This is a genomic window from Devosia sp. Leaf64, from assembly GCF_001421945.1.
Taxonomy (GTDB): domain Bacteria; phylum Pseudomonadota; class Alphaproteobacteria; order Rhizobiales; family Devosiaceae; genus Devosia.
Window position 1 is genome coordinate 113425 of the sequence record NZ_LMLO01000006.1, and the last position, 20661, is coordinate 134085.

The window sequence follows — 20661 nt, forward strand, 5'->3', positions numbered from 1 at the left end:
CATGTCCGCCTCGACCACCACCCCAGTTTATCTCGTTGGCGAAGGAGGGTTGGCAACTTTGGGCCTATCGGGAGCACAAAAGGGCTGGGCGGAAGCCAATGGCTTTTCCGGCCAGCGCGGCAAGCTGCTGCCGCTCCCGAGCGCAGACGGTGGGCTTGAAGGATATCTCTTCGGCGTCGGTCCTGCAGAAGGAAGGCCCGCCTTTGTCGCCGGCCTAGCCGCCGTCTCGCTTCCAGCGGCCCACTATCGTCTCGAAGGCGACATTGGCGACGCAACGCTCGCTTCGATCGCATTCCGTCTCGGCGCCTACCGCTTCGATCGCTATCGCGACGTCAAGGCGACGCCCACACTCGAACTGCCGAATAGCGCGGACAGCGCCGAAGTCGACCGCCAGGTGGCGGCTGCAAGCCTTGCCCGCGACCTTATCAACACGCCCTCGAGCGATCTCGGCCCGGACAATCTCCATAAGGAGATCGAACGTTTTGCCGCCGAGCGGAGCATGGAATTCAAGGCAATCGTCGGCGACGATCTGCTCAAGCAGAATTTCCCGATGATCCACGCCGTTGGCCGCGCCAGCACTCAGAAACCGCGCCTGCTTGACATCTCATGGGGCAAGGCGAGCGATCCCAAGGTGACGCTAGTGGGCAAGGGCGTCACCTTCGATACCGGCGGCCTCGATATCAAAACGGCGGCGGGCATGCTGATGATGAAGAAGGATATGGGCGGCGCCGCGAATATCCTTGGTCTGGCCAGCGCCATCGTCTCGGCCAAACTGCCGGTGCGTCTGCGCGTGCTCATCCCCGTCGTGGAAAACGCCATCGCGGGCGACGCCTTTCGGCCCGGCGATGTCCTTCATTCACGCAAGGGTATTACGGTCGAAATCGGCAATACCGATGCCGAAGGGCGCCTGATCCTCGCCGATGCCCTGGCGCTCGCCGATGAAGAATCGCCCGAGTTGATTGTCGATATGGCGACTCTAACCGGCGCTGCCCGCGTGGCGCTTGGGCCTGAACTGTCGCCGCTCTATTCGACCGATGATGCCTTTGCCAAGACCATCACCGAAGCCGGACTTCGGGCCGAGGACCCCTTCTGGCAGATGCCGCTCTGGTCTTCTTACGATGGTCAATTAGCGTCAAAGATTGCCGACATGAACAATACCGGCGCAGGTGGCTATGCCGGTTCGGTCATTGCGGCGCTCTTTCTCAAGCGCTTCGTCAGCAATGCCAAGGCCTGGGTCCACCTCGACATTCTCGCCTGGGCGCCAGAAGCGCGACCGGGTCGGCCCGTCGGCGCAACGGACCAGGGCATCCGCGCTGTTTTTGCGGCGATCAAACAGCGATTTGCATAGAGTCGAAGGGCTCCGGCAATCAGCGTGATGGCTGCCGGAGCCAAGCTCGAAAAGTGATCCTAACCCTCAGGGTTAGGATCGACGATCTCCGCGTGGTTGGGTGTCTGGTCGATCACTGCGTCTGATTTTGGAAACAGCAGCGGCGCCATGGCGAAGCCCACAATGACCAGAACGATCATGCCCCAGCCGGCCCATTTCTTGTGCTTTTCGATGAACTCACCGGCGATCGGCCCGAAAAAGTAGAAAAGACCACAGGGCACGAAGTAGCGAAGGCCCCGACCGATCAGCCCATAGACGACGAAGGTCCAGAGATCGAGCCCGGCGACACCGCTCGTTATGGTGATGACTTTGTAGGGGATAGGCGACAGCGCGCCGATCAAGATCATCAGCGGCCCATTTTCATTGAAACTCTGGCGCAGCGAGTCAAAGCCGTTGCCTGCCCCATAGAAATCGATAATGCCGCGGCCGAGCGTATCGAAGAGAAAGTAACCGATGGCATAGCCCGCAAGGCCGCCCGTGACGGAGGCCACGGTGCAGATCGCCGCCAGCCGCCACGCCCGCATGCGATCGGCAATGATCATTGGCGCGAGCATGATTTCGGGGAAGATCGGCAGGATCATCGCCTCGAGAAAGCACAGCAGGGCCAGGATGGGCTCGGCCAGGCGATGTCTCGTGGCGAGCTTGAGACGGTCATAAAAGCTGAGCTTTGCAGCGGGCGCGGTGTCGGTCATTGGTCTCTTTTGTCTGGGCAGTGCAATGGCACCATTATGCGGAAAACTTTGTCAGGCCAGTGAAATTTGCGTCAGTAACCGCGATTGCGATCGACGACGTTGATCAGGGGCTTTCCGGCGCGATGATCGGCAATAATCTTTGAGAAATAGCGCACGCCGCTTTTTTCGTCTGAAATCGCCGCGATATGCGGGGTGATGTAGCAGTTCTCGATGTCCCAGAGCGGGCTCTCCTGCGGCAGCGGTTCCTGCTCGAAAACATCAAGGCTCGCTGCGCCAAGCGTGCCATCCGCCAAAGCTTTGACGATATCGGCCTCGCGCTGATGCCCGCCGCGTGCAGCATTGATGATCACTGGGCCACCCTGGAGATTGCCACGCCGTAGCTTGCCAAAATTCTCGTAGTTGAGGATGCCCGTCGTTTCCGGCGTTAATGGCAGGAGGTTGACCAGAATGTCGGTGCCGGACAGAAACGCATCGAGCTCTTGGTCTCCCGCAAAACAGGCGACGCCCTCGACTTCCTTGCGCGTGCGGCTCCAGCTTCGCAGCGTAAACCCAAGCGGCGCCAATCGGCGCGCAGCATCCTGGCCGAGAACGCCCATGCCCATGATCCCGACGGTGCTTTCGGCGGCAGAGGGTGGATAAAACTGGCTCCAGCGGCGCGCCTTCTGGTCGGCGCGGAAACGGGTATAGATCCGGTGATGCATGGTAACATGGGCAACCACATAATCGCTCATGCGCTGGCTGAGGTCGCTGTCGACAAAGCGCACCAGTGGTGCATCGGGCAGTTTTGGATGCTTGATCAAGGCATCGACGCCCGCGCCGAGCGACAAGACCGCCTCCAGCCCTGTCAGCCCATCAAAGGCGTCGGGCTTGGGCTTCCAGACAAAAACATAGCGAATATCGGTGGGATCGAAATCATTGCCGCGCCGCACCACGGGATAGGGATGAAGCGCCTTGGCAAAGGCTTCGGCCCAACTGGCTTCGTTGACGTCATTGAGATGGAGAAGGAGCATGGGCGGATGATCTTTCAATAAAAAAGCCGCGCCTTGGGGCGCGGCTCATCAATGCCTTATCGAAACCAGCTCAGTTGCCGGTGGTCGGGGCAGTTGTCGGTGTGGTCGCCGGTGTTGCAGGCGCAACCTGGGTGGCGTCTCCGCCAGCGGCCGGGGTGCCTTCGACAGCGGTTTCGGACTCGGTCGTGGTCGGCGTTTCGTTCTGTGCGGCTGGTGCGGTCTGCGTTGCGTCCGACGCCGGCGCGGTTACTTCAGCGGGGGCAACGGCGCCATCGGGAGCCGCCTCAACCGGCGTACCGGCTTCTTCCGCCGTCGCTGGCGCTTCTTCGGCGGTCGGGAACGGAACAGGGTTCGACGACAGGGTCTGGAGATAGGCCAGGATGTCGGCGCGTTCTTCGGGCGAACGGACGCCGGCAAAGGTCATCTTGGTGCCCGGCGCATATGCCTTGGGATTGGTCAGGAACGCATTGAGGTTCTCATAGGACCAGACCTGACCTTCGGCCTTCTGCTGCTGCAGAATGTCCGAATAGGCAAAGCCTTCCATATGGGCCTTGGTATTGTTCACGATATTATAAAGGTTCGGACCCTGCTTGGCGGCCTCGCCTTCGCCAAAGCTGTGGCAGGACTGGCACTTGCGCACTGCGGCAGCGCCACGGTCAACGCTCGCGCTAGCCAGCAGCGTGGCGAGCGGCACTTCCGGTGCAGCATCAGCGGCAGCGCCAGCTTCCGCGACTTCCGGCGCGGGCAGGGCATAGCCCGGACCATTGTCCTCTTTCGGGTGGTAGATGGCCTCAGCCAGAAAGCCCACGCCCATGACAAACATAAGTGTGCCAAGGACGGCGCCCATGATCTTGTTTAGCTCAAACGAATCCATTTGGTCTCTCTGCCGGTCCATCCCCGGTGGACAATAAACGAACTGGGCCCAACAATCGGTTTCCGAGGGAAACCTGCCTCAACTGACCCGGTTCGACGCGCGCGGAAGATAGTATTACGCCTCGTAGGGTGCAACAGGACAATCCCTCTTGGCGACAATTCCCCCAATCTCATGTCGTTTTAGCCCCAGAAACCTCTGATTGACACCCTTTGGTGCCGCGTCTAAAGCCCGCAGCAGGCAGATAAACGGACCTCCCATGAGCATGAAGATAGCCTTTCAAGGTGAACCTGGCGCATTCAGCCATGCGGCAGCGGCCAATGTTTTTCCCGGCGAAGAGTTCGTGGGCTGCGTGACCTTCGAAGAAACGCTCAATGCAGTTCAGTCCGGCAAGGCGGATTTCGCGGTCGTTCCGGTCGAAAATTCGCTCTATGGGCGCATCACCGACATTCATCACCTTCTGCCTGAAAGCGGTCTCTTCATCATCGGCGAGACCTATCTTCGCGTCGAAATGAACCTGCTTGGCGTGCCGGGCGCAACGCTTGACGATATCAAGGCCGTTCAGTCGCTCTCGGTCGCACTTGGCCAGTGTCGCCGCTTCATCTCGGAAAACGGCTACCGCACCATCAATGCCGTCGATACCGCCGGCTCGGCGCGCGAAATTGCGCAAAAGGCCGACAAGTCCGTTGCAGCCATCGCGTCGCGCTTTGCCGGCGAGATTTATGGTCTCAACGTTCTCGCGAGCAATATCGAGGACGCCGACCACAATACGACGCGCTTCCTCGTGCTTTCGACCACCGAAAAACTGGCGCCTCAGGCCGGTAAGGTGAAAACGACCTTCATTTTCCGCGTGCGCAACGTGCCTGCCGCGCTTTATAAGGCCATGGGCGGCTTTGCGACAAATGGCGTCAACATGACCAAGCTCGAAAGCTACATGGTCGGCGGCGCTTTCACGGCCACGCAGTTCTATGCAGATATCGAAGGGCATCCCGATGATGTCAGCGTTCAGCACGCTTTTGACGAGTTGAAATTCTTCACCGACCGGTTCCAGATCCTCGGGGTCTATCCTGCCTCTGAGCAGGTCTGATCCCAGGTCCTCGCTCCGAAGCGATTGGTAATACATCTCGGCTAAAGTGCCGAAAGTGCATGTCTGCCAGCCCTTAGCGGTGCTGTCCGATTCGGTGCATTCGTGTTGTCATATCTGCGGCTTAATAGTCTGTACCCGTCGGATCCAGGGGTCTATCGTTGGAACATTTTGATCTCATCGTCATCGGCTCTGGGCCAGCCGGCCGTCGTGCTGCCGTGCAGGCAGCCAAGCTCGGCCGGTCCGTTCTCGTGGTGGAAAATCGCCTGCGTCTCGGCGGCGTTTCCGTCCACACCGGTACGATCCCCTCCAAGACCCTGCGCGAAACGGTTCTCAACCTCTCTGGCTGGCGCGAACGCGGCTTCTATGGCCTCTCCTATCGCGTCAAAAAGGACATCGAGGGCAAGGATCTCGGCGCCCGCCTGCGGATGACGCTCAACCACGAAATCGAAGTTCTCGAACACCAGTTCAACCGCAACGGCGTGCGCACCTTTGGCGGCATGGCGCGCTTTATCGATCAGAATCACATTGCCGTCGTGGCGCCCGATGGCGACGAGACGCGGTTTGGGTTTGACCACGCGGTCATCGCGGTGGGCACCGCGCCCTATCGCCCCGCCAATATTCCGTTCAACGACCACTCGGTTCTCGATAGCGATAGCCTCGTTTCCGAGCCACGCGTGCCACGCAGCCTGACGGTTGTGGGTGCAGGCGTCATCGGCATCGAATATGCGACGATCTTTTCGGCACTCGATGTGCCTGTCACCATCGTCGAACCCAAGGACACCATCCTCGATTTCATCGATCGCGAAATCATCGAGGAATTCACCCACGATCTGCGCCAGCGCGGCGTGACGCTGCGGCTCGGCACCAAGGTCGAAAAAGTCGAGATCGACGAACAGGGCTGGGCAGTTTCCATCCTCGCCGATGGCCGGCGTATCCGAACCGATATGCTGCTTTATGCGGCTGGCCGCTCCGGCGCGACCGCCAATCTCGGCCTTGAAAATGCAGGCCTGACGCCGGTTGATCGGGGTCGCCTCAAGGTCGATCCAGTGACCTTTCAGACCGAGGTCCGCAACATTTACGCGGCTGGCGACGTCATCGGTTGGCCGTCGCTCGCTTCGACCTCGATGGAACAGGGCCGCATCGCCGCGCTCCATGCGTGCGGCGCGCAGATGCCGCCGGCTCCTGAATTCTTCCCCTATGGCATTTATGCCGTGCCGGAAATTTCGACCGTGGGCCTGACGGAGCAACAGGTCAGGGCGCAGAACATTCCCTATGAAGCCGGCATTGCCCGCTTCCGCGAGACGTCGCGCGGTCACATCATGGGCCTCCAGTCGGGCATGATGAAGATGATCTTTGCGCTCGATACGCGAAAACTGCTCGGCGTCCACATCGTCGGTGAAGGCGCGACCGAACTGATCCATATCGGCCAGGCCGTGCTGAACCTGGGCGGGACGCTCGACTATTTTGTCGAAAATGCCTTTAACTATCCGACACTTGCCGAAGCCTACAAGATCGCCGCGCTCGACGCCTGGAACCGTATGCCGCGAACCAAGCCGATCGCTGCGACTGTTGAAGAGACGGTTGTTGAACTTCCGCCACTCAAGGTTGGTACAGCAAAAGGCTGACGCGATCCGTCGCGTTGTTGCAAACGGGGCAGGTACTCGAAATTAAGATAATTTTCGACGGCCCCTTGCTCTTAACCTGAGTTTGGAATTACCTCCGGAACGGGAAGATATTTCCCGGGGGACTATCATGAACAAGACTGTGGCAAGCCTTGCGCTTGTCTTTTTGGCCGCCAGCGTCGTGAACGCTTCGGCGCTGGATCGTCGCGTCCAGATCAACAATAAATCGTCTTACGACATCGTCGAATTCTATGCTTCGAACACGGGCACCAATTCGTGGGAAGAAGATATCCTGGGCAAGGACATCCTGCCCGCAGGCCATAGCGTCATGATCAACATCGATGACGGCTCGGGTTACTGCAAATATGACTTCCTGGCTGTGTTCGAAGATGGCGATAAGGTCACCTCGACAGACAACAATGTCTGCGAACTGGCCGATTTCAGCTTTACCGATTGATCAAGACTATTGCGGGATCGCGCCTTGAGCGCGGTCTCGCCTGGCCTGGCTAAGATCAAACTTGCCATGCTGGGTTATGAGTCGGCAACGCGTTTGCGGCTGCGTCGTTATCGGAAGCCTCCTCTTTCATAGAGCTTCCATGTCCAAATCCAGTTTTTTCGGCGCCAAGCCGACCGCTGCCGGCACCCATTTCAGACTTTGGGCGCCTGAAAAAAGCCGTGCGGTCGTCGACGTCGAGGGCGCAGGGAGTTTTGCGCTAACCCTTGAAGAAGAGGGCTATTTCAACGCCCTCGTGCCCAATGTTGGCGTGGGCGCAAGATACAAATTTAGGCTCGACGATGGCCCAGCCGTGCCCGACCTCGGCTCGCGCTGGCAGCCTGAGGGTAGCGATGGCGTATCAGTCGTCGTGTCGCCAGACTATGCCTGGACCGATGCGGGCTGGGCGGGGCCGGTGGCGCAGGATCAGGTTATATACGAACTCCATGTCGGCACCTTCACATCCGAAGGGACATGGAATGCCGCGCGCGAAAAGCTTCGGCATTTGAAAGACTTGGGCGTGACCGTGATCCAGGTCATGCCGGTTGGGTGCTTTAAAGGAACATTCGGCTGGGGCTACGACACGACGCTTCCTTATGCACCCTATGCCCCCTACGGAACGCCGGACTACCTTCGCGGCTTTGTCGACGCGGCGCACGGATTGGGGATCGGGGTCATCCTCGATGTCGTCTACAACCACGCCGGCATGGGAGACTATTACCATGCCTATAGCGAGCACTTTTTTACCCACACGCATGAGAATGAGTGGGGCAGCGGATTTAATTATGACGGCGAAAATTCGCGGGCCGTCAGGGATTTCATGATCGGCAACGCCGTTTACTGGATCGAAGATTTTCATCTCGATGGACTTCGGATCGATGCGGCGCAGGCCATGTTCGACACGAGCGAAACGCACATCATCGCCGAGCTGACCGACGCTGTCCGCGAAGCGGCCAAACCGCGGCGCGCCTACATGGTGGTCGAAAACCAGCCGCAGGAACGGCGGATGATTGCTGACCCGAAGGAAGGCGGTTTTGGGCTCGATGGCATGTATAGCGACGACTTCCAGCACGCCATACGAGTGGCGGCGACCGGGCATAACGACTTCTATTATCGAGACTATTTGGGTTCGCCGCAGGAGATCGTCTCGGCCCTGAAATACGGATTTTTGTATCAGGGTCAGCGCTCGGACATGCGCGATAAGGCCTATGGCACATATAACCTTGAAACGCCCGCAGAGCACTTCGTGCATTTCCTCGAGAACCACGACCAAGTTGCCAATTCGGCCAAGGGCTTACGGCTTTCCGAGCTTATGTCGCCAGCGCGGCTGCGGGCGATAACACCGCTACTACTGCTTGGACCGCAGACGCCGTGTCTGTTTCAGGGGCAAGAGTTCGGATCGCGCAAGCCATTCCTCTATTTTGCCGGACGCACGGGCGAAGAAGCCGAGGCGGTGGCGGAGGGCCGGAAGAAGGGATTGATGGACTTTCCATCGGTCACCGACCCAGAAATGCAGGCAACGCTGGCGCGACCCGATGCCCCCAAAACCTTTGAACTCAGCAAGCTCGACTGGTCGGAAATGTCGAGCAATTCCGGCATCTTGGCGCTGCACAAAGACCTGCTAGCGCTCCGCGGAACCGAAGCCGCCTTCTCGCAAAAATCACTGCGGCGGGTGGATGGAGCGGTGATCGGCGAGGGTGCTTTTGTGCTGCGTTTTTTCATGGCTGACCCTAGCCAACACCGGCTTCTGCTCTGCAATCTTGGACGCGACTTGCATATGGCCGTGACGCCTGAACCGCTGCTGGCGCCACCCGACGGGCAGCGCTGGGCGCTCCAATGGTCGAGCGAGCACCCTAAATATGGCGGGGCAGGGCGGCGTCCGGTGGAGCCGGAAAAGTTCTGGATCCTGCCTAGCGACTGCACGCTGGTGTTGAAACCATCTGCTGATTATGGGTCACAGAGCTTTGGGTAGAATTTTCTAGCAACGTAATCGCGCAGTAAGCATTTGGTTAATGCTTTATTTTTTGCGCGAGATTCAAAATGTTTTCGAAATTTATTGCTTCTTCTCTAGTCGTGGGTGCACTTTTTGTTGCCCCGGCTTATGCTCAAGTCACAATCGGCGACACCACCATCCCGCAGGAACAAGTCACCATGCTGCGGGACTATTGCCGCGCGCTGTTGGATGAGGATGCAGAAACTGCAACCGCTGCAGATCCAACAGGCACGGATAACACTGTCGACACAGCCAATTCTGGTGCTGCGGCCGACTTTTCCAACATCACACAGAGCGATTGCCGTGACGCTGGCTTTACCGAGCCAACGACAGAGACTGAGACCACCAACTAAATTCCAGCGATCCGGCGTTCACGCGCCGGATCCACTTTGAGCGCCAGCTCGGTAGCATTCCGGTAACATCGAGCGCGGGTTAGGGCATTATTCGTCATCGTCCTGCGGGAGCGGCTCGTCGTCCCTTGCGGGAATGACGTAGGAGCCGGTCAGCCAGCGGTTGAGATCGACATCGGCGCAGCGTGCCGAGCAGAACGGCTTAAACTTATCCACGGTCGGTTTTCCGCAGATCGGGCACTTGCGTTCGGGTGCCATCAGACCCCCGACAGGCTCGACTGGTTGAGCCAGTTGAAGTGGACCGGATAGCCTTCGCCCGCAAGAAGTTGCGTCACTTCGTGCAGCGGCAGACCGACGACGCTCGAATAGGAGCCGACAAGCTTGACGACAAAGGAACCGGCAATGCCTTGGATGGCGTAGCCACCCGCCTTGTCGCGCCATTCGGCGCTGGCGAGATAGGCTTCCATCTCGCGCGTCGAGAGGCGCTTGAAGCGCAGGCGGGTTTCAACGATCCGGTTGCGCTTGGCGCCCGACGGCGTCAGGAGCGTGACGCCGGTATAGACCCGATGCGCGCGCCCCGAGAGAAGGCGGAGACATTCGGATGCCTCTTCCATGGTCTCGGCCTTGGGCAGGATACGCCGGCCGACTGCGACAACCGTATCGGCAGCCAAGACAAGCGCTTCTTCGCCAAAGCCGGCGACGCGCGCCTTGTGCTGGGCGGTAAGAGCTTTCAGTTCGGCGAGGCGGCCAGCGAGCTTGCGCGGCAATTCGCCCTTTTCGGGCGTTTCATCGACATGAGCGGGCACCAGATGCTGGGGCTCAATGCCGATCTGATTAAGCAGTGCAAGCCGACGCGGCGAGGCGGAGGCCAGGATCAGGTCCGGACGGCTGGCCATAGCTATTTACTTGAAACGATAGGTGATGCGACCCTTGGTCAGGTCGTAGGGAGTCATTTCACACAGCACCTTATCGCCGGCGAGAACGCGGATACGGTTCTTGCGCATGCGACCGGCAGTGTGAGCGATGATCTCGTGTTCGTTTTCCAGCTTGACCCGGAAGGTCGCGTTGGGAAGCAATTCGGTGACCACGCCCGGGAACTCGAGCACTTCTTCTTTGGCCATACTTTCTCCTGGGAAGACCCCCGCGTGCGAAATTGCTCGGCGGTGGCCGTAAATTTTGGCGGAACCTACTGCAAATCAGTGGCTTTGTGAACTACCGGAAACCAGTGGTTCCAAACGATTACGAACGCGGCGCCTGAGGCCGTCGCGAAGCTCGCGATAAGCCGACAGAACCACGTCCCGACTTCCCTCGACAAGTGAGGGATCCGTAACCGTCCATTGTTCGACTTCGCCAGCCTCAAGACCCTTACGGGCCACAGCCTCCGGTGCATCGTCGGACAGGGTAATAACGAGATCGAAGCGGTTGGCCACGAGCTCATCGAGAATATGGGGCGTATGGACGCTCATATCAATCCCGATTTCTTCCATGACCTCATGGACGAACTGATCGGCCTTGCCGCCATTCACCCCGACCGACCGCGCAATGATGCGGCCGGGGAAAGCCTGGCGGGCGAGGGCCGCGGCCATGGGCGAGCGCACCGAATTCATCGAGCAGACGAACAGCACCGTCGGCAATTCGCTCGTCGCCTCGTCGATGCGGCTGGCATAGGGTTGCACGGCGCAGATGAGGGTGAAAAGACGGCGGGCGGTATTGAGATCGATGATGATCTTGTTGTTGAGCCGGGTGCGGAGAAGTTCGGCCGCCTCATTATGGAGGCCGCGCCGGGCCATATCGACGGTTTCGATCTGGAAGGGCTGGGCCGAGCGGATGGCCTCATAATAGGCGTCGCGAATGCGGAAATAATCGCGGATCAGGCGGCGAAACGGGGTCAGCGACAGATAATGCGCGGCGATGGGCTGGAAGGTTTCGGGGTGCCGCACGTCGAGCACGATGAAATTGCCGACGATCGAAACGTGGAGCGCATAGGGTCCCTCGGCGCTGACGCGAGCGGGGCGGAACGTGTTGTTTTCAAGGAGGTCATAAATGGCGATCCGCCATTCATGCACCTCGTCGGGATTGATCGAGGTGATGGTATTGGGGTCGAGCGTGACGGTCACCAGGCGATTGGTGCTGGGCGCCGCCTGTTCGGTCCCCATGGTGATACTCACCGATTAAGCCGAATCGAAATCGAGCGGCCATGCCCATTGAGCGCCTCGACTTCGGCGATGGTGACGGCAGCATCGGCCAGCGCCGACAGCGAGGACGGCGTGCATCCAAGGATCGACGTGCGCTTGACGAAATCGAGGACGCCGAGGCCCGAGGCAAAGCGTGCCGAGCGGGCAGTGGGCAGGACGTGGTTGGAGCCGCCGACATAGTCGCCAATGGCTTCGGGCGTGTGGTGGCCGAGGAAGATTGCACCAGCGTGGCGAATGGCCGGAACGAGCGCCTGCGGATCATCGACCGCAAGTTCCACATGCTCGGAGGCGATGCGATTGGCAAGGGCCGTGGCGGTGTCGAGCGTATCGACGGTGATGACGGCGCCGAATTCGTCCCAGCCTTCACGGGCGATGGATTCCTTGGGGAGAAGACTGAGCTGGCGATCGACTTCGGCTTCGACAGCGTCTGCGATGGACTCTTCCGTTGTCACCAGGATCGACTGCGCGCCGCCGCCATGCTCGGCCTGGGCGATGAGATCGGCGGCGATCCAGGCGGGGTTGGCGGAGCGATCGGCAATGACGAGGACCTCAGAGGGGCCAGCGATGAGGTCGATACCGACCTGACCGAAGACCTGGCGCTTGGCGGCGGCAACGAAGGCGTTGCCGGGGCCCATGATCTTGTCGACGCGCGGAATGGCCGCGGTGCCATAGGCGAGAGCGGCAACGGCCTGAGCGCCACCGACGCGGTAGATTTCGGTGACGCCGGCAATCTGGGCGGCACAGAGAATGGCGGCAGCAAGCTGGCCATTGGGCGTCGGCACGACCATGGCAATGCGCGGAACACCCGCGACCTTGGCCGGCACGGCATTCATCAGCACCGAGGAAGGATAGGAGGCAAGGCCGCCGGGCACATAGATGCCGACGGCGTCGATGGCCGTCCAGCGCGAACCAAGGGTGACACCGAGGGCATCGGTATAGAGATCATCTTTGGGCATCTGCCGCTCGTGGTGCGACTTGATGCGATCATGGGCGGTCTGGAGGGCTTCGCGGACTTCGGGCGAGACGCGGGCGGCAGCGTCAGCGATTTCCTCAGACGAAAAGCGCAGGGTTTGCGGGGTGACACCGGCCTTGTCGAACTTGTTGGTGAGTTCGGCCACGGCTACGTCGCCGCGGGCGCGGACATCGGCAATGATCCCGGCAACGATGTCGCCCACTTCCTGCGAGGCCTCGCGCTTGCTGCCGAGGAGGTCGGTGAAGCTGGCCTCGAAATCGGCTGTGGCGCTATCGAGACGAAGGGGCATGGGCGGTCCGGACTTGGGCAGGAAAGATGGTCCGATCTATCCCGATGGGCGCGTGGGTCGCAAGGGGGAATGGGGTTTTGGGGGAGGGGAGAGCTGTGGTTCTCGTTGTCTGGGGAGCATCTGCTCGCCCTGTGTGGTAAATTGTTTCTTCGGACCTACATGCTTCCCCCACCCACGATACTTCCCTCGGGCTTGCCCCGAGGGTCAGTCGCCTGTGCCCAGGTGATCATGGCTCCCGCACAGGCCCTCGGGTCAGGCCCGAGGGAAGCATGGTTCGTGTGGGAATGTCGGGAGCTCGAAAGCTCCCCAGGTGATGGTCGGGCCCACATGAGGGGCGTTGCTTGGGCCGGCGGCGTGTAGTGAACAGGTGCTGCTGCAGAGTCAGTTGCGCCATGTGTTTGGCGCAGTGCCGATTCGCATGGGCAAATATTGCCTAGTGGCAAGAGAAAAGGCAGAATGGCCAGTAAATCCCTTGGAGGCAGGGTCATGGCTATTGCTTTTCTGCCGATGCAGCCGGTTGAAACCGGCGAATTTATTCTGGCTGTCGACGCGCATCTGATCGATGCGATCGAGCGCTGGAAGGACATCAATGGGCTCGACGTGCCCACGAGCCAGGCGGCGGAAATGCTGCTGCGCCAGGCGCTTCGGCTCGATGGTTGCCTTGAGGAAGACCGCATGGGCGCGCAGCGGGCCAAGGCATTGCTCGAAATGTTCCAGGAAGCTGCCGGGCCGCGCGCCGACTAGGCAGGCGCGCGAGGGCGCCTTTACCGCCGCACCAGGGAAAAATTGAAGTTCGGGCCGCCGACGGCTTTTTCGATCGAAATCCAGGCTGCGGCCATATTTTCCATGGCACGACAGGCCTTGAGATCGCCGAGGTCGACAATGTCGGTCCAGCCGAAAGTCTTCAGCAGATCTTTGACTTCCGCCTTTGCCTCATCATCGTTCGAGGCGATGAAGACCGTGGTCGCCTGAGGCAGGCTGCCGGGATCGACCATCAGATGGGCGCTGATATTGTTGAGCGTCTTGACGAGCCGCGTTTTGGGATGAGCCGCCTGGATCGCCTCGCCGAGAGGCGTTTCGAGCGGTCCCTCGATCGAGCTTTCGAAATTGCCGATATCGACGAAGATCTTACCGTCAATGGCGCAATCTTTCAGCGCCTCGAGGGCGATCGCTCCTTCCATGGCATTGACGACCCAGTCGCCATGCTGCGCCGCATCTGACGCAGAGCCGAGCGCAATACCCGGGAATTCATCGGCTTTATCTTTCGCATGGGGCGAGCCCAGCATCACCTCATGCCCGAGCGACGCCAATTTCTTGGCGATCTTGCCGCCGACATCGCCACTGCCCAAAACGCCGATCCGCATCGCTCTTCTCCTGTTCAATTGGGAGAAGAGCAACGCATCAGGCGCGAAAGGGTTGGCTCAGTCTAGCGCGTGGGCCGGTTTGGCCGCTGCTGCCCAGGCGGAGCCGAGATCGCCAAGACGGGCTTCGAGGCATTCGACGGTGAGGCGGACAGTGCCGCCGCCGGCGAAGGTCAGTTCCACCACGCCGGAAACACCATCGGGTGTGGGCGTGAAGGTGAGCGCCAGAAGGTTGAGCACGCCCTCGGGGGCAGCCGGATCAAAGCCCGCATAGGCGACATTTTGGACGCGATCAAAATGGAGCCCTGCGCGCTTGCGCAGGCCTTTTGAGCGCGGCTGGTCGCTCGACCAATCATAGCGGTTCATCAGCAGGGCAAAGCGCCGATCGGCACGGGCATAGCCCATATCGACGACGCGCACGACGGCATCCTGCACATGGGCGGACAGCACGTCGAGATCTTCACTATCAAGCGCAAGCAGCTTGAGATCGGTCATGGCGGGGCCTTGGTCAAACATTTTGCCATATTTGGTCATAGCCGGATCGATCTACAAGCTCGCCTTGTCGCGGGCAATGCTGCCGGCGGCGAAATGAGCCATCTGCGCATCATAAGCGCGCTTGAACGCCGGACGCGACGTGACCCGCTCCACATAGGCTTCAAGTGCTGGATGGGGATTGAACTGCCGGAACTTTGGCACCCGCAGCACGTCGGCCATCAGGAGATCGGCAATGGTAAAGCGCCCGCCGGCGAGCCATTCGCGTTTGGCAAGGACGGCGTCGAGGTGTCTTAGGCGTTGCAAGAGCCACGACTCCAGCGGATTTTCGGCTGGGTCCGAGAGGCCGACAAACCACCAGGAGACCGAGACAAGTTCGACGGAATTGAGCGCGGCAATTACCCATTCGAGCGTTTCCGCAGCGCCTTTGGGATCGGTCGGCATCAGCGCGGTGCTCTTTTGCGCCAGGTGGAGCAGGCAGGCGCCGCTTTCAAAGAGCGTAATATCGCCATCCTGCAATACCGGCACCTGCCCAAAAGGCTGGCGCGCATAATGCTCGGGGCTGCGATCGTCGAACTTTACCGATTTGACCGAATAGGGCAGGCCCGCTTCCTCGCAGGCCCAGCGCAGTCGCAAATCCCGGACAAAGCCGCGTGGGCCCTCGGGCACCCAGTCATAGGTCCAGATTGTGAGATCTGCGGTCATTGCGGCGTCTCCTCGCTTTGCCCGATCATGCGAGCTGCGGGACATTGCCGCAAGGTTTTTGGGCAAAAGAAAAGGCCCGGTGGTGCCGGGCCTTCGGTTCTTGGTAATGCCCGCCATTCGAGCGTAGCTCTCATGGCCTAGCGTGCTAGCCAGCCAGACGCTCAATTTCCGCGCCGCAGCGGCTGAGCTTGTCTTCGAGCCGTTCAAAGCCGCGATCGAGGTGATAGATGCGGTTGACGATCGTTTCGCCCTTGGCGGCAAGGCCGGCAATGACCAGCGACACCGAAGCGCGCAGATCGGTCGCCATCACCTGGGCACCCTTGAGCTGAGATTTGCCGCGAATGGTGGCGAGCTGGCCATCGACGGCGATATCGGCGCCAAAGCGGGCAAGTTCGGCCACATGCATGTAGCGGTTCTCAAAGATCGTCTCGCGCACATGGCTCGTGCCCTGGCTCATGGTCATCAGCGCCATGAACTGGGCCTGGAGATCGGTCGGGAATCCTGGGAACGGATGGGTTTCGACATCGACAGGCTGGATGCCATTGCCATTGCGCGTGACGCGAATGCCACCAGCTTCCGTTGTCAGATCGACACCGGTCTTGGCCAAAATATCGAGCGCCGACTGCAGATGGTCAGCGCGCGCACCGCGGAGGAAAACGTCGCCACCGGTCATGGCCGCAGCCATGGCGAAGGTGCCGGTTTCGATACGGTCGGGAATGACTTCCACATTGGCGCCATGCAGCTTTTCGACGCCTTCAATGGTCAGCGTCCGCGTGCCAATGCCCGAAATTTTCGCGCCCATGGCGACGAGACATTCGGCAACATTGGTGATCTCGGGCTCCTGCGCCGCATTCTCGATCACCGTCGTGCCCTTGGCGAGCGTTGCCGCCATGAGAAGCGTATGCGTCGCGCCGACCGACACCTTGGGGAACACGATCCGCGCGCCGATGAGACCACCCTTGGGCGCCTTGGCGACCACATAGCCATCGTCGATGTCGATTTCGGCGCCGAGCTCCTTCAATCCAAAAAGGAAGAGATCGACCGGGCGCGTGCCGATGGCGCAGCCGCCGGGCAGGGAAACGCGGGCCTCGTGGCAGCGGGCGAGCAAGGGGCCGATGACCCAGAAACTGGCGCGCATTTTCGAAACGAGATCATAGGGCGCGGTGGTGTCGACGATATCGGCGGCATGAAAGGTCATGCGCTGTCCGCCATCATCGGATTCGCCGCGACGGCGGCCATGCACCGCAATATCGACGCCATGATTTTCGAGAATGCGCTCGAGCTGCTTGACGTCGGCGAGCCGCGGCACATTGGTGAGCACCAAGGGCTCATCGGAGAGCAGTGACGCGATCATGAGGGGCAGGGCGGCATTCTTGGCGCCTGAAATGGTGATATCGCCATTAAGCGCGTTGCCGCCGACCAAACGAATACGATCCATGAAATGGTTCCTCTGAACCGGCCCGGAAAGGGGCCTTCTACCTGTGAAGGGAGGTAGGCGAGGTCTTCGTTGCCACGTAAGCCAGACCAGCCGCGCTCTTGCGAATATGTGACGTTCCTATGTCGCCCGAAAATGATTTACGGTTTCTTGACCGCGATCGTTTCGGGTGCCGGAGCATCGTCCTGGGCAGCGCGCGCCCGGGCTTGATCCTTACGACGTTTGAGATTCTCGCGAAGCTTTGCGGCCAATCTTTGCTCACGGGCCTCAGCTTGCGCAGATTTACTCATCGCCTTCCTGGCTAACGGTGATTCACAACGGGTCCGTTGATATGCGGTTTTTGCGCTTGCGTCGAGTGAATCCCTATGGCAGTAGAGCGCCCGTCGCCGCAGAAAACCGCCAGCGACATTTTGACGATGCTGCCGTAGCTCAGTGGTAGAGCACTCCCTTGGTAAGGGAGAGGCCGACAGTTCAATCCTGTCCGGCAGCACCAGTTTTCTTCTCAATATTTTTGGTTTTAAGATCGCAAAGCGACTCCAACGAGTTTGTCGCTGCCATGCGGGATCGTCGCGGATGGTGACTAGGGCGTTTGCCTGAAGCCGCGTACCAACATCCAACATTGCCTAGTCGTCCGAAATTACTCGACGACTTTTGGCCGGCGGCCGGCTTTTAGGGGTTTGGGTTTTTGGTCTTCGGCGCTGGGCGGGGCGAAGAGTTCGGCGATGGAGACGCCGAGGGTGACGGCGACCTTATCGAGGATGCCGATGGAGGGGTTTTCCATCATGCGTTCGAGCCGGCTGACATAGGTGCGATCTACCCCGGCAAGCTCGGCAAGTTTGTCCTGCGACAGCTTCCGGTCAACCCTCAGGCGTCGCATATTCCATGCAACGAGCTCACGACTGTCCATGGCCCCTCCCGCCAGATTCGCGGGGGCAACCTACACAATCGGCAATAGGGAAACAATCAAGCTGAGAGACGTGTCTCTAGGAAGTCCGCGTGGGCTTCGGGCGCCAGCATCAGGCTATGCAACGAGACCGAGAGGGATTTTGCGAGGCTATCGAGCTCATCGAGGGTAATCTCGAGCCGGCCAGCTTCGAGTGCGGTAACCGCGTCGACGGACCACCCGAGCTTTTCGGCAAGGCCGGCAGCACTCCAGCCACGAGCAATGCGCAGGCTTTTGCTGTTGAGACCAAGAATTGTGCTCGCTGCAATAGCGCCCACGCCGCACCTCGAATCGTTTTTCAGAGCTGGCAAGAGGATAGCGGCATGCGGGCGTCACGGTCCGTCTATTAAGGTAGCGTTAAATACCTCTTTCGGGGTAGGGCAGGATGATGCCGCGCCGGTTGGCTTCGATAATGCTGTCTGCGCCGAGAAGGTCCGCGATCTGGGTGACGATCCTGAGGCCAAGCCCGGCCGCTCCTGGTTTTTGGGCTGCGTTTTCGGCGATCTGGTCGATAACGAAAAGACCCGTGCCGTGAGCTTCTTCAGCAATCCGAACCGTGACGCGATCGCCCTTGCTGCTGAGGCGGATGGCGTTATCGAGGTGATTGACAAGCACCTGAAATAAAAGTTCGCGATCCGACTTCAATTCCGCTTCAGGAAAATCCCATAGAAGGACAACACCGTTGCGGCTGGCAATCGGGCCGTAGAGCGCCTGTAATTGGGATATGAGAGCGACGATCTCAAAAGCCTCGGAATGCACCTGCACATCGCCGACATCGAGCCGCGCGTAGAACAGGATGCGCGTCAGAAGGCGCGAGGCGGCCTCACCGAGTTCTCTCGCGCGCGCAAGACTCCTGCTGGCCTGCGGATCGGTGATCTTCATGCTGAGGCCCTCAATCGTCAGGTTGATGGCTTCGACCGGTTGCCTCAGATCATGACCGAGCGAGCGCACCAGGTGGCGCTGCATCTCGTGAGATTTTTCGAGCTCATGTGTACGTTGGGCGACGAGTTCGATCAGGCGTTGCGCGGTGCGCTGACGTTCTGACGTAGCGGCGCCAATGAGAAGCGCAGCGGCGGCGGCAGTGACCAGCGGAACAGCAAGGTCTGAGACCGGCAGCGGGCCTTCAAAAAGTGTTCCGAGCAGCGGCGTGATCACGCCGGCAAGCAGCACCGTTGCCGCCGATTTTTCAAAGCCGCCATAGAGCCCGACAATGATTAGAACGGGAATGATCAGATACCAAAGCGCGACGCCAAAATTCGGTCCGACAATTCCAAGCGTTACCGCAAGTGTGATGATCACACTTTGGCCCAACCAAAAGAGCGGCGGCGGCCACTGCCACTCTCCAAGCGGTTGCCTGAAGCAGAGCATCAGCAGGGGCACCAAAATGGGCGGCACCATCACGGCCCCCAAGGCGTGTCCAAGCCACCAGAGATGGGCGAGGCTGAGCCCATCGGCGAGCTGAAGCCGATTACCGGCCACCTGCAACGTTATGCTGGTCAGGGCGGCGATTAGCGAAGCGACGAGGCCGACGCCAAGAAAGGCTTGGACATCTCTCCAGCTCTTGATGGGAAGGCTGACCCTCGTGATCTTCAACAAGATCCAGGCGGCAGCGCCATAGATCAGGTAGAGCCGGATGGCCCGGATAACATGGGTGATGGAGACTTCGTCTGACAGGGCAAAACTGTCGCGTACGGCGGGAAAATAGAGCGATAATCCGGCAAGGAGCGGAACAAGCTTGAGCCAACCTGGAGCGGCAAAAACGATGGCCAGCATGACGCCTGAGGGCAAGAACCAGATGCTGGAATAAGTTTTAAATAGAGGCAGGATGTTGGCAATACGGAAGGAAAGGAGGCATAGTGCGCCAAGCAGCACGCCTGCGAAGACCTCGCGCGCCAGACGTTTCACAGCTCTATTTTTGAAAAAAGCAGTCGAGATTTCGGTAGCCCTTGTCCAAGAAACTTCTCATCGTCGACGATCATGTGCTGTTCGCAGAATCACTGATTTACCTTCTCGATACGCTCGACGAGGCGATTGAGTGTGTGGCCTGCTCATCGGTGGGAGAGGCTCTCGACCTACTGGATGATGGACGGCCTGTCGATCTCGTTCTGCTCGACTATGCCATGCCCGGCGAGACCGGACTTCAGGGCTTGGAACGGATCAGGCAGAAACGTCCGGACCTGCCTGTTGCCTTCCTTTCCGGTCAGGATGATGCCTTGCTCGTTGCGGAAGCCATGCAGATGCAAGCGGTGGGCTGGCTGCCGAAATCCATGGGCGGTCGGGCCATGGTCAGTGCACTGCATTTGCTTCTCGCTGGAGAGCGCTTCGTACCGAGCGCGCTGATGCCGCGTCAGGATGCAACCGCGCTGACGGCGCGGGAAAAGCAGGTTGCTGCCCTTTTGGGGCAGGGCATGACGGACAAGCAGATCGCAGCTTCCCTCGGCATCGAACCGGGAACCGTCAAGGTTCACGTCAAGAACCTCTTGCGCAAGACCGGCGCCCAAAACCGCACCCAGTTCGCGCTACGCTACCGCTTCTGAGTTCATCTTTCCATTGCAAGCGTCTGCAGCGGTTAATCCTCTCACCGCCCGAAATTTTGTTGCTTAATTGTAGGTCTATGGGCATCATTAACGCGGTTTTAATGTGATGCGTACAATCCTCTGATTTGTGAAGGGCCGCATGAAGCGGTCCATTTTTCCAGAAGGAAAGCACCACACATGGGTTCCGATGTTTCTCTCTCGAAGGCCGTTCGCGCGAACCTTCTGA

At 59.7% G+C, this 20661-nt stretch carries 23 protein-coding genes, 1 tRNA gene and 1 pseudogene; 9 read left to right on the top strand and 16 right to left on the bottom strand.

Annotated elements, in window-relative coordinates:
• Position 1: 1 nt before the first annotated feature.
• Positions 2 to 1348 (top strand): leucyl aminopeptidase family protein, encoded by a 1347-nt coding sequence (locus ASE94_RS04305; protein WP_062629345.1) that lies wholly within the window; start codon positions 2 to 4, stop codon positions 1346 to 1348.
• A gap of 59 nt (positions 1349 to 1407) precedes the next feature.
• Here ASE94_RS04305 and ASE94_RS04310 read toward each other — a convergent pair whose 3' ends face one another.
• The 3 genes from ASE94_RS04310 to ASE94_RS04320 form a co-directional block, all read right to left on the bottom strand.
• Positions 1408 to 2079, bottom strand: coding sequence for a YqaA family protein (locus ASE94_RS04310; protein ID WP_082460904.1), 672 nt, complete (start codon positions 2077 to 2079; stop codon positions 1408 to 1410).
• 71 nt (positions 2080 to 2150) lie between these two features.
• Positions 2151 to 3089: a glyoxylate/hydroxypyruvate reductase A gene (locus ASE94_RS04315; RefSeq protein ID WP_062629346.1), complete on the bottom strand. Its 939-nt coding sequence runs from the start codon at positions 3087 to 3089 to the stop codon at positions 2151 to 2153.
• 70 nt (positions 3090 to 3159) lie between these two features.
• The gene (locus tag ASE94_RS04320) at positions 3160 to 3963 is read right to left on the bottom strand and encodes a cytochrome c family protein (protein ID WP_082460906.1); all 804 of its coding nucleotides are present in this window, start codon (positions 3961 to 3963) and stop codon (positions 3160 to 3162) included.
• 256 nt (positions 3964 to 4219) lie between these two features.
• Here ASE94_RS04320 and ASE94_RS04325 point away from each other — a divergent pair, with 256 nt between their 5' ends.
• The 5 genes from ASE94_RS04325 (at position 4220) to ASE94_RS04345 (ending at position 9508) form a co-directional block, all read left to right on the top strand.
• Positions 4220 to 5047 carry a prephenate dehydratase gene (locus ASE94_RS04325; protein ID WP_062629347.1) on the top strand — a complete coding sequence of 276 codons (828 nt, stop codon included), beginning with the start codon at positions 4220 to 4222 and terminating at the stop codon, positions 5045 to 5047.
• Between the two features lie 158 nt (positions 5048 to 5205).
• The gene (sthA, locus tag ASE94_RS04330) at positions 5206 to 6672 is read left to right on the top strand and encodes a Si-specific NAD(P)(+) transhydrogenase (protein ID WP_082460908.1); all 1467 of its coding nucleotides are present in this window, start codon (positions 5206 to 5208) and stop codon (positions 6670 to 6672) included.
• A 127-nt stretch (positions 6673 to 6799) separates the two neighbouring features.
• Positions 6800 to 7126, top strand: a complete 327-nt coding sequence (locus ASE94_RS04335; protein ID WP_062629348.1) for a hypothetical protein — start codon at positions 6800 to 6802, stop codon at positions 7124 to 7126.
• A 139-nt stretch (positions 7127 to 7265) separates the two neighbouring features.
• Entirely contained in the window at positions 7266 to 9134 is a 1869-nt protein-coding gene (gene treZ / locus ASE94_RS04340) for a malto-oligosyltrehalose trehalohydrolase (protein WP_062629349.1), read from the top strand.
• Positions 9135 to 9202: 68 nt separating this feature from the next.
• On the top strand, positions 9203 to 9508 hold the full coding sequence (locus tag ASE94_RS04345; RefSeq protein WP_062629350.1) for a hypothetical protein: 306 nt from the start codon (positions 9203 to 9205) through the stop codon (positions 9506 to 9508).
• An 87-nt stretch (positions 9509 to 9595) separates the two neighbouring features.
• On the opposite strand, the gene yacG is transcribed toward ASE94_RS04345, so the two are convergent.
• The 6 genes and pseudogenes from yacG to hisD form a co-directional block, all read right to left on the bottom strand.
• On the bottom strand, positions 9596 to 9763 hold the full coding sequence (yacG, locus tag ASE94_RS04350; protein ID WP_062629351.1) for a DNA gyrase inhibitor YacG: 168 nt from the start codon (positions 9761 to 9763) through the stop codon (positions 9596 to 9598).
• Positions 9763 to 10401, bottom strand: a complete 639-nt coding sequence (locus ASE94_RS04355) for a Maf-like protein (RefSeq protein ID WP_062629352.1) — start codon at positions 10399 to 10401, stop codon at positions 9763 to 9765. The genes yacG and ASE94_RS04355 overlap by 1 nt, the downstream gene beginning before the upstream one ends.
• A 6-nt stretch (positions 10402 to 10407) precedes the next feature.
• A complete protein-coding gene (gene infA / locus ASE94_RS04360) occupies positions 10408 to 10626 on the bottom strand; it encodes a translation initiation factor IF-1 (protein ID WP_035082742.1) in 219 nt (72 codons plus the stop codon).
• 75 nt (positions 10627 to 10701) lie between these two features.
• Positions 10702 to 11181: an arsenate reductase ArsC gene (locus ASE94_RS21435; RefSeq protein ID WP_280137163.1), complete on the bottom strand. Its 480-nt coding sequence runs from the start codon at positions 11179 to 11181 to the stop codon at positions 10702 to 10704.
• Between the two features lie 6 nt (positions 11182 to 11187).
• Positions 11188 to 11661 (bottom strand): annotated as a pseudogene (locus ASE94_RS21440) (UPF0262 family protein); the annotation flags it as partial.
• Between the two features lie 8 nt (positions 11662 to 11669).
• Positions 11670 to 12962 (bottom strand): histidinol dehydrogenase, encoded by a 1293-nt coding sequence (gene hisD / locus ASE94_RS04370; protein ID WP_062629353.1) that lies wholly within the window; start codon positions 12960 to 12962, stop codon positions 11670 to 11672.
• Between the two features lie 486 nt (positions 12963 to 13448).
• Between hisD and ASE94_RS04375 the strand changes: the two genes are divergently transcribed.
• Positions 13449 to 13706 carry a hypothetical protein gene (locus ASE94_RS04375; protein WP_061907665.1) on the top strand — a complete coding sequence of 86 codons (258 nt, stop codon included), beginning with the start codon at positions 13449 to 13451 and terminating at the stop codon, positions 13704 to 13706.
• 20 nt (positions 13707 to 13726) lie between these two features.
• Here ASE94_RS04375 and ASE94_RS04380 read toward each other — a convergent pair whose 3' ends face one another.
• The 4 genes from ASE94_RS04380 to murA form a co-directional block, all read right to left on the bottom strand.
• Entirely contained in the window at positions 13727 to 14326 is a 600-nt protein-coding gene (locus ASE94_RS04380; RefSeq protein ID WP_062629354.1) for an NAD(P)-binding domain-containing protein, read from the bottom strand.
• Between the two features lie 57 nt (positions 14327 to 14383).
• Complete coding sequence (locus ASE94_RS04385) at positions 14384 to 14857, bottom strand: DUF2948 family protein (RefSeq protein ID WP_244483970.1); 474 nt, start codon at positions 14855 to 14857, stop codon at positions 14384 to 14386.
• 12 nt (positions 14858 to 14869) lie between these two features.
• Positions 14870 to 15520 carry a glutathione S-transferase family protein gene (locus ASE94_RS04390; protein WP_062629355.1) on the bottom strand — a complete coding sequence of 217 codons (651 nt, stop codon included), beginning with the start codon at positions 15518 to 15520 and terminating at the stop codon, positions 14870 to 14872.
• Between the two features lie 145 nt (positions 15521 to 15665).
• Positions 15666 to 16958: a UDP-N-acetylglucosamine 1-carboxyvinyltransferase gene (gene murA / locus ASE94_RS04395; RefSeq protein ID WP_062629356.1), complete on the bottom strand. Its 1293-nt coding sequence runs from the start codon at positions 16956 to 16958 to the stop codon at positions 15666 to 15668.
• Positions 16959 to 17373: 415 nt separating this feature from the next.
• On the opposite strand from murA, the gene ASE94_RS04400 reads away from it, so the two are divergent.
• Positions 17374 to 17448 (top strand) — tRNA-Thr (locus ASE94_RS04400).
• A 144-nt stretch (positions 17449 to 17592) separates the two neighbouring features.
• Here ASE94_RS04400 and ASE94_RS04405 read toward each other — a convergent pair.
• From ASE94_RS04405 to ASE94_RS04415, 3 genes are all read right to left on the bottom strand, one after another.
• The gene (locus ASE94_RS04405; RefSeq protein WP_061907669.1) at positions 17593 to 17862 is read right to left on the bottom strand and encodes a helix-turn-helix transcriptional regulator; all 270 of its coding nucleotides are present in this window, start codon (positions 17860 to 17862) and stop codon (positions 17593 to 17595) included.
• Between the two features lie 56 nt (positions 17863 to 17918).
• Positions 17919 to 18176, bottom strand: a complete 258-nt coding sequence (locus ASE94_RS04410; protein WP_062629357.1) for a helix-turn-helix transcriptional regulator — start codon at positions 18174 to 18176, stop codon at positions 17919 to 17921.
• Positions 18177 to 18255: 79 nt separating this feature from the next.
• Positions 18256 to 19803 carry a histidine kinase dimerization/phospho-acceptor domain-containing protein gene (locus ASE94_RS04415; protein WP_062629358.1) on the bottom strand — a complete coding sequence of 516 codons (1548 nt, stop codon included), beginning with the start codon at positions 19801 to 19803 and terminating at the stop codon, positions 18256 to 18258.
• A gap of 41 nt (positions 19804 to 19844) precedes the next feature.
• On the opposite strand from ASE94_RS04415, the gene ASE94_RS04420 reads away from it, so the two are divergent.
• The gene (locus ASE94_RS04420) at positions 19845 to 20435 is read left to right on the top strand and encodes a response regulator transcription factor (protein ID WP_062629359.1); all 591 of its coding nucleotides are present in this window, start codon (positions 19845 to 19847) and stop codon (positions 20433 to 20435) included.
• Positions 20436 to 20661 lie beyond the last annotated feature (226 nt).

Excerpts from the sequence above, each read along its gene's own strand:
- ASE94_RS04355 (WP_062629352.1), bottom strand. The coding sequence starts at position 10,401 with ATGGCCAGCCGTCCGGACCTGATCCTGGCCTCCGCCTCGCCGCGTCGG.
- murA (WP_062629356.1), bottom strand. The coding sequence starts at position 16,958 with ATGGATCGTATTCGTTTGGTCGGCGGCAACGCGCTTAATGGCGATATC.
- treZ (WP_062629349.1), top strand. The coding sequence starts at position 7,266 with ATGTCCAAATCCAGTTTTTTCGGCGCCAAGCCGACCGCTGCCGGCACC.
- ASE94_RS04315 (WP_062629346.1), bottom strand. The coding sequence starts at position 3,089 with ATGCTCCTTCTCCATCTCAATGACGTCAACGAAGCCAGTTGGGCCGAA.
- ASE94_RS04405 (WP_061907669.1), bottom strand. The coding sequence starts at position 17,862 with ATGGACAGTCGTGAGCTCGTTGCATGGAATATGCGACGCCTGAGGGTT.
- ASE94_RS04335 (WP_062629348.1), top strand. The coding sequence starts at position 6,800 with ATGAACAAGACTGTGGCAAGCCTTGCGCTTGTCTTTTTGGCCGCCAGC.
- ASE94_RS04325 (WP_062629347.1), top strand. The coding sequence starts at position 4,220 with ATGAGCATGAAGATAGCCTTTCAAGGTGAACCTGGCGCATTCAGCCAT.
- ASE94_RS04375 (WP_061907665.1), top strand. The coding sequence starts at position 13,449 with ATGGCTATTGCTTTTCTGCCGATGCAGCCGGTTGAAACCGGCGAATTT.
- ASE94_RS04390 (WP_062629355.1), bottom strand. The coding sequence starts at position 15,520 with ATGACCGCAGATCTCACAATCTGGACCTATGACTGGGTGCCCGAGGGC.
- ASE94_RS04320 (WP_082460906.1), bottom strand. The coding sequence starts at position 3,963 with ATGGATTCGTTTGAGCTAAACAAGATCATGGGCGCCGTCCTTGGCACA.
- ASE94_RS04380 (WP_062629354.1), bottom strand. The coding sequence starts at position 14,326 with ATGCGGATCGGCGTTTTGGGCAGTGGCGATGTCGGCGGCAAGATCGCC.
- ASE94_RS04305 (WP_062629345.1), top strand. The coding sequence starts at position 2 with ATGTCCGCCTCGACCACCACCCCAGTTTATCTCGTTGGCGAAGGAGGG.
- ASE94_RS04310 (WP_082460904.1), bottom strand. The coding sequence starts at position 2,079 with ATGACCGACACCGCGCCCGCTGCAAAGCTCAGCTTTTATGACCGTCTC.
- yacG (WP_062629351.1), bottom strand. The coding sequence starts at position 9,763 with ATGGCACCCGAACGCAAGTGCCCGATCTGCGGAAAACCGACCGTGGAT.
- infA (WP_035082742.1), bottom strand. The coding sequence starts at position 10,626 with ATGGCCAAAGAAGAAGTGCTCGAGTTCCCGGGCGTGGTCACCGAATTG.
- ASE94_RS04385 (WP_244483970.1), bottom strand. The coding sequence starts at position 14,857 with ATGACCAAATATGGCAAAATGTTTGACCAAGGCCCCGCCATGACCGAT.
- hisD (WP_062629353.1), bottom strand. The coding sequence starts at position 12,962 with ATGCCCCTTCGTCTCGATAGCGCCACAGCCGATTTCGAGGCCAGCTTC.
- ASE94_RS04345 (WP_062629350.1), top strand. The coding sequence starts at position 9,203 with ATGTTTTCGAAATTTATTGCTTCTTCTCTAGTCGTGGGTGCACTTTTT.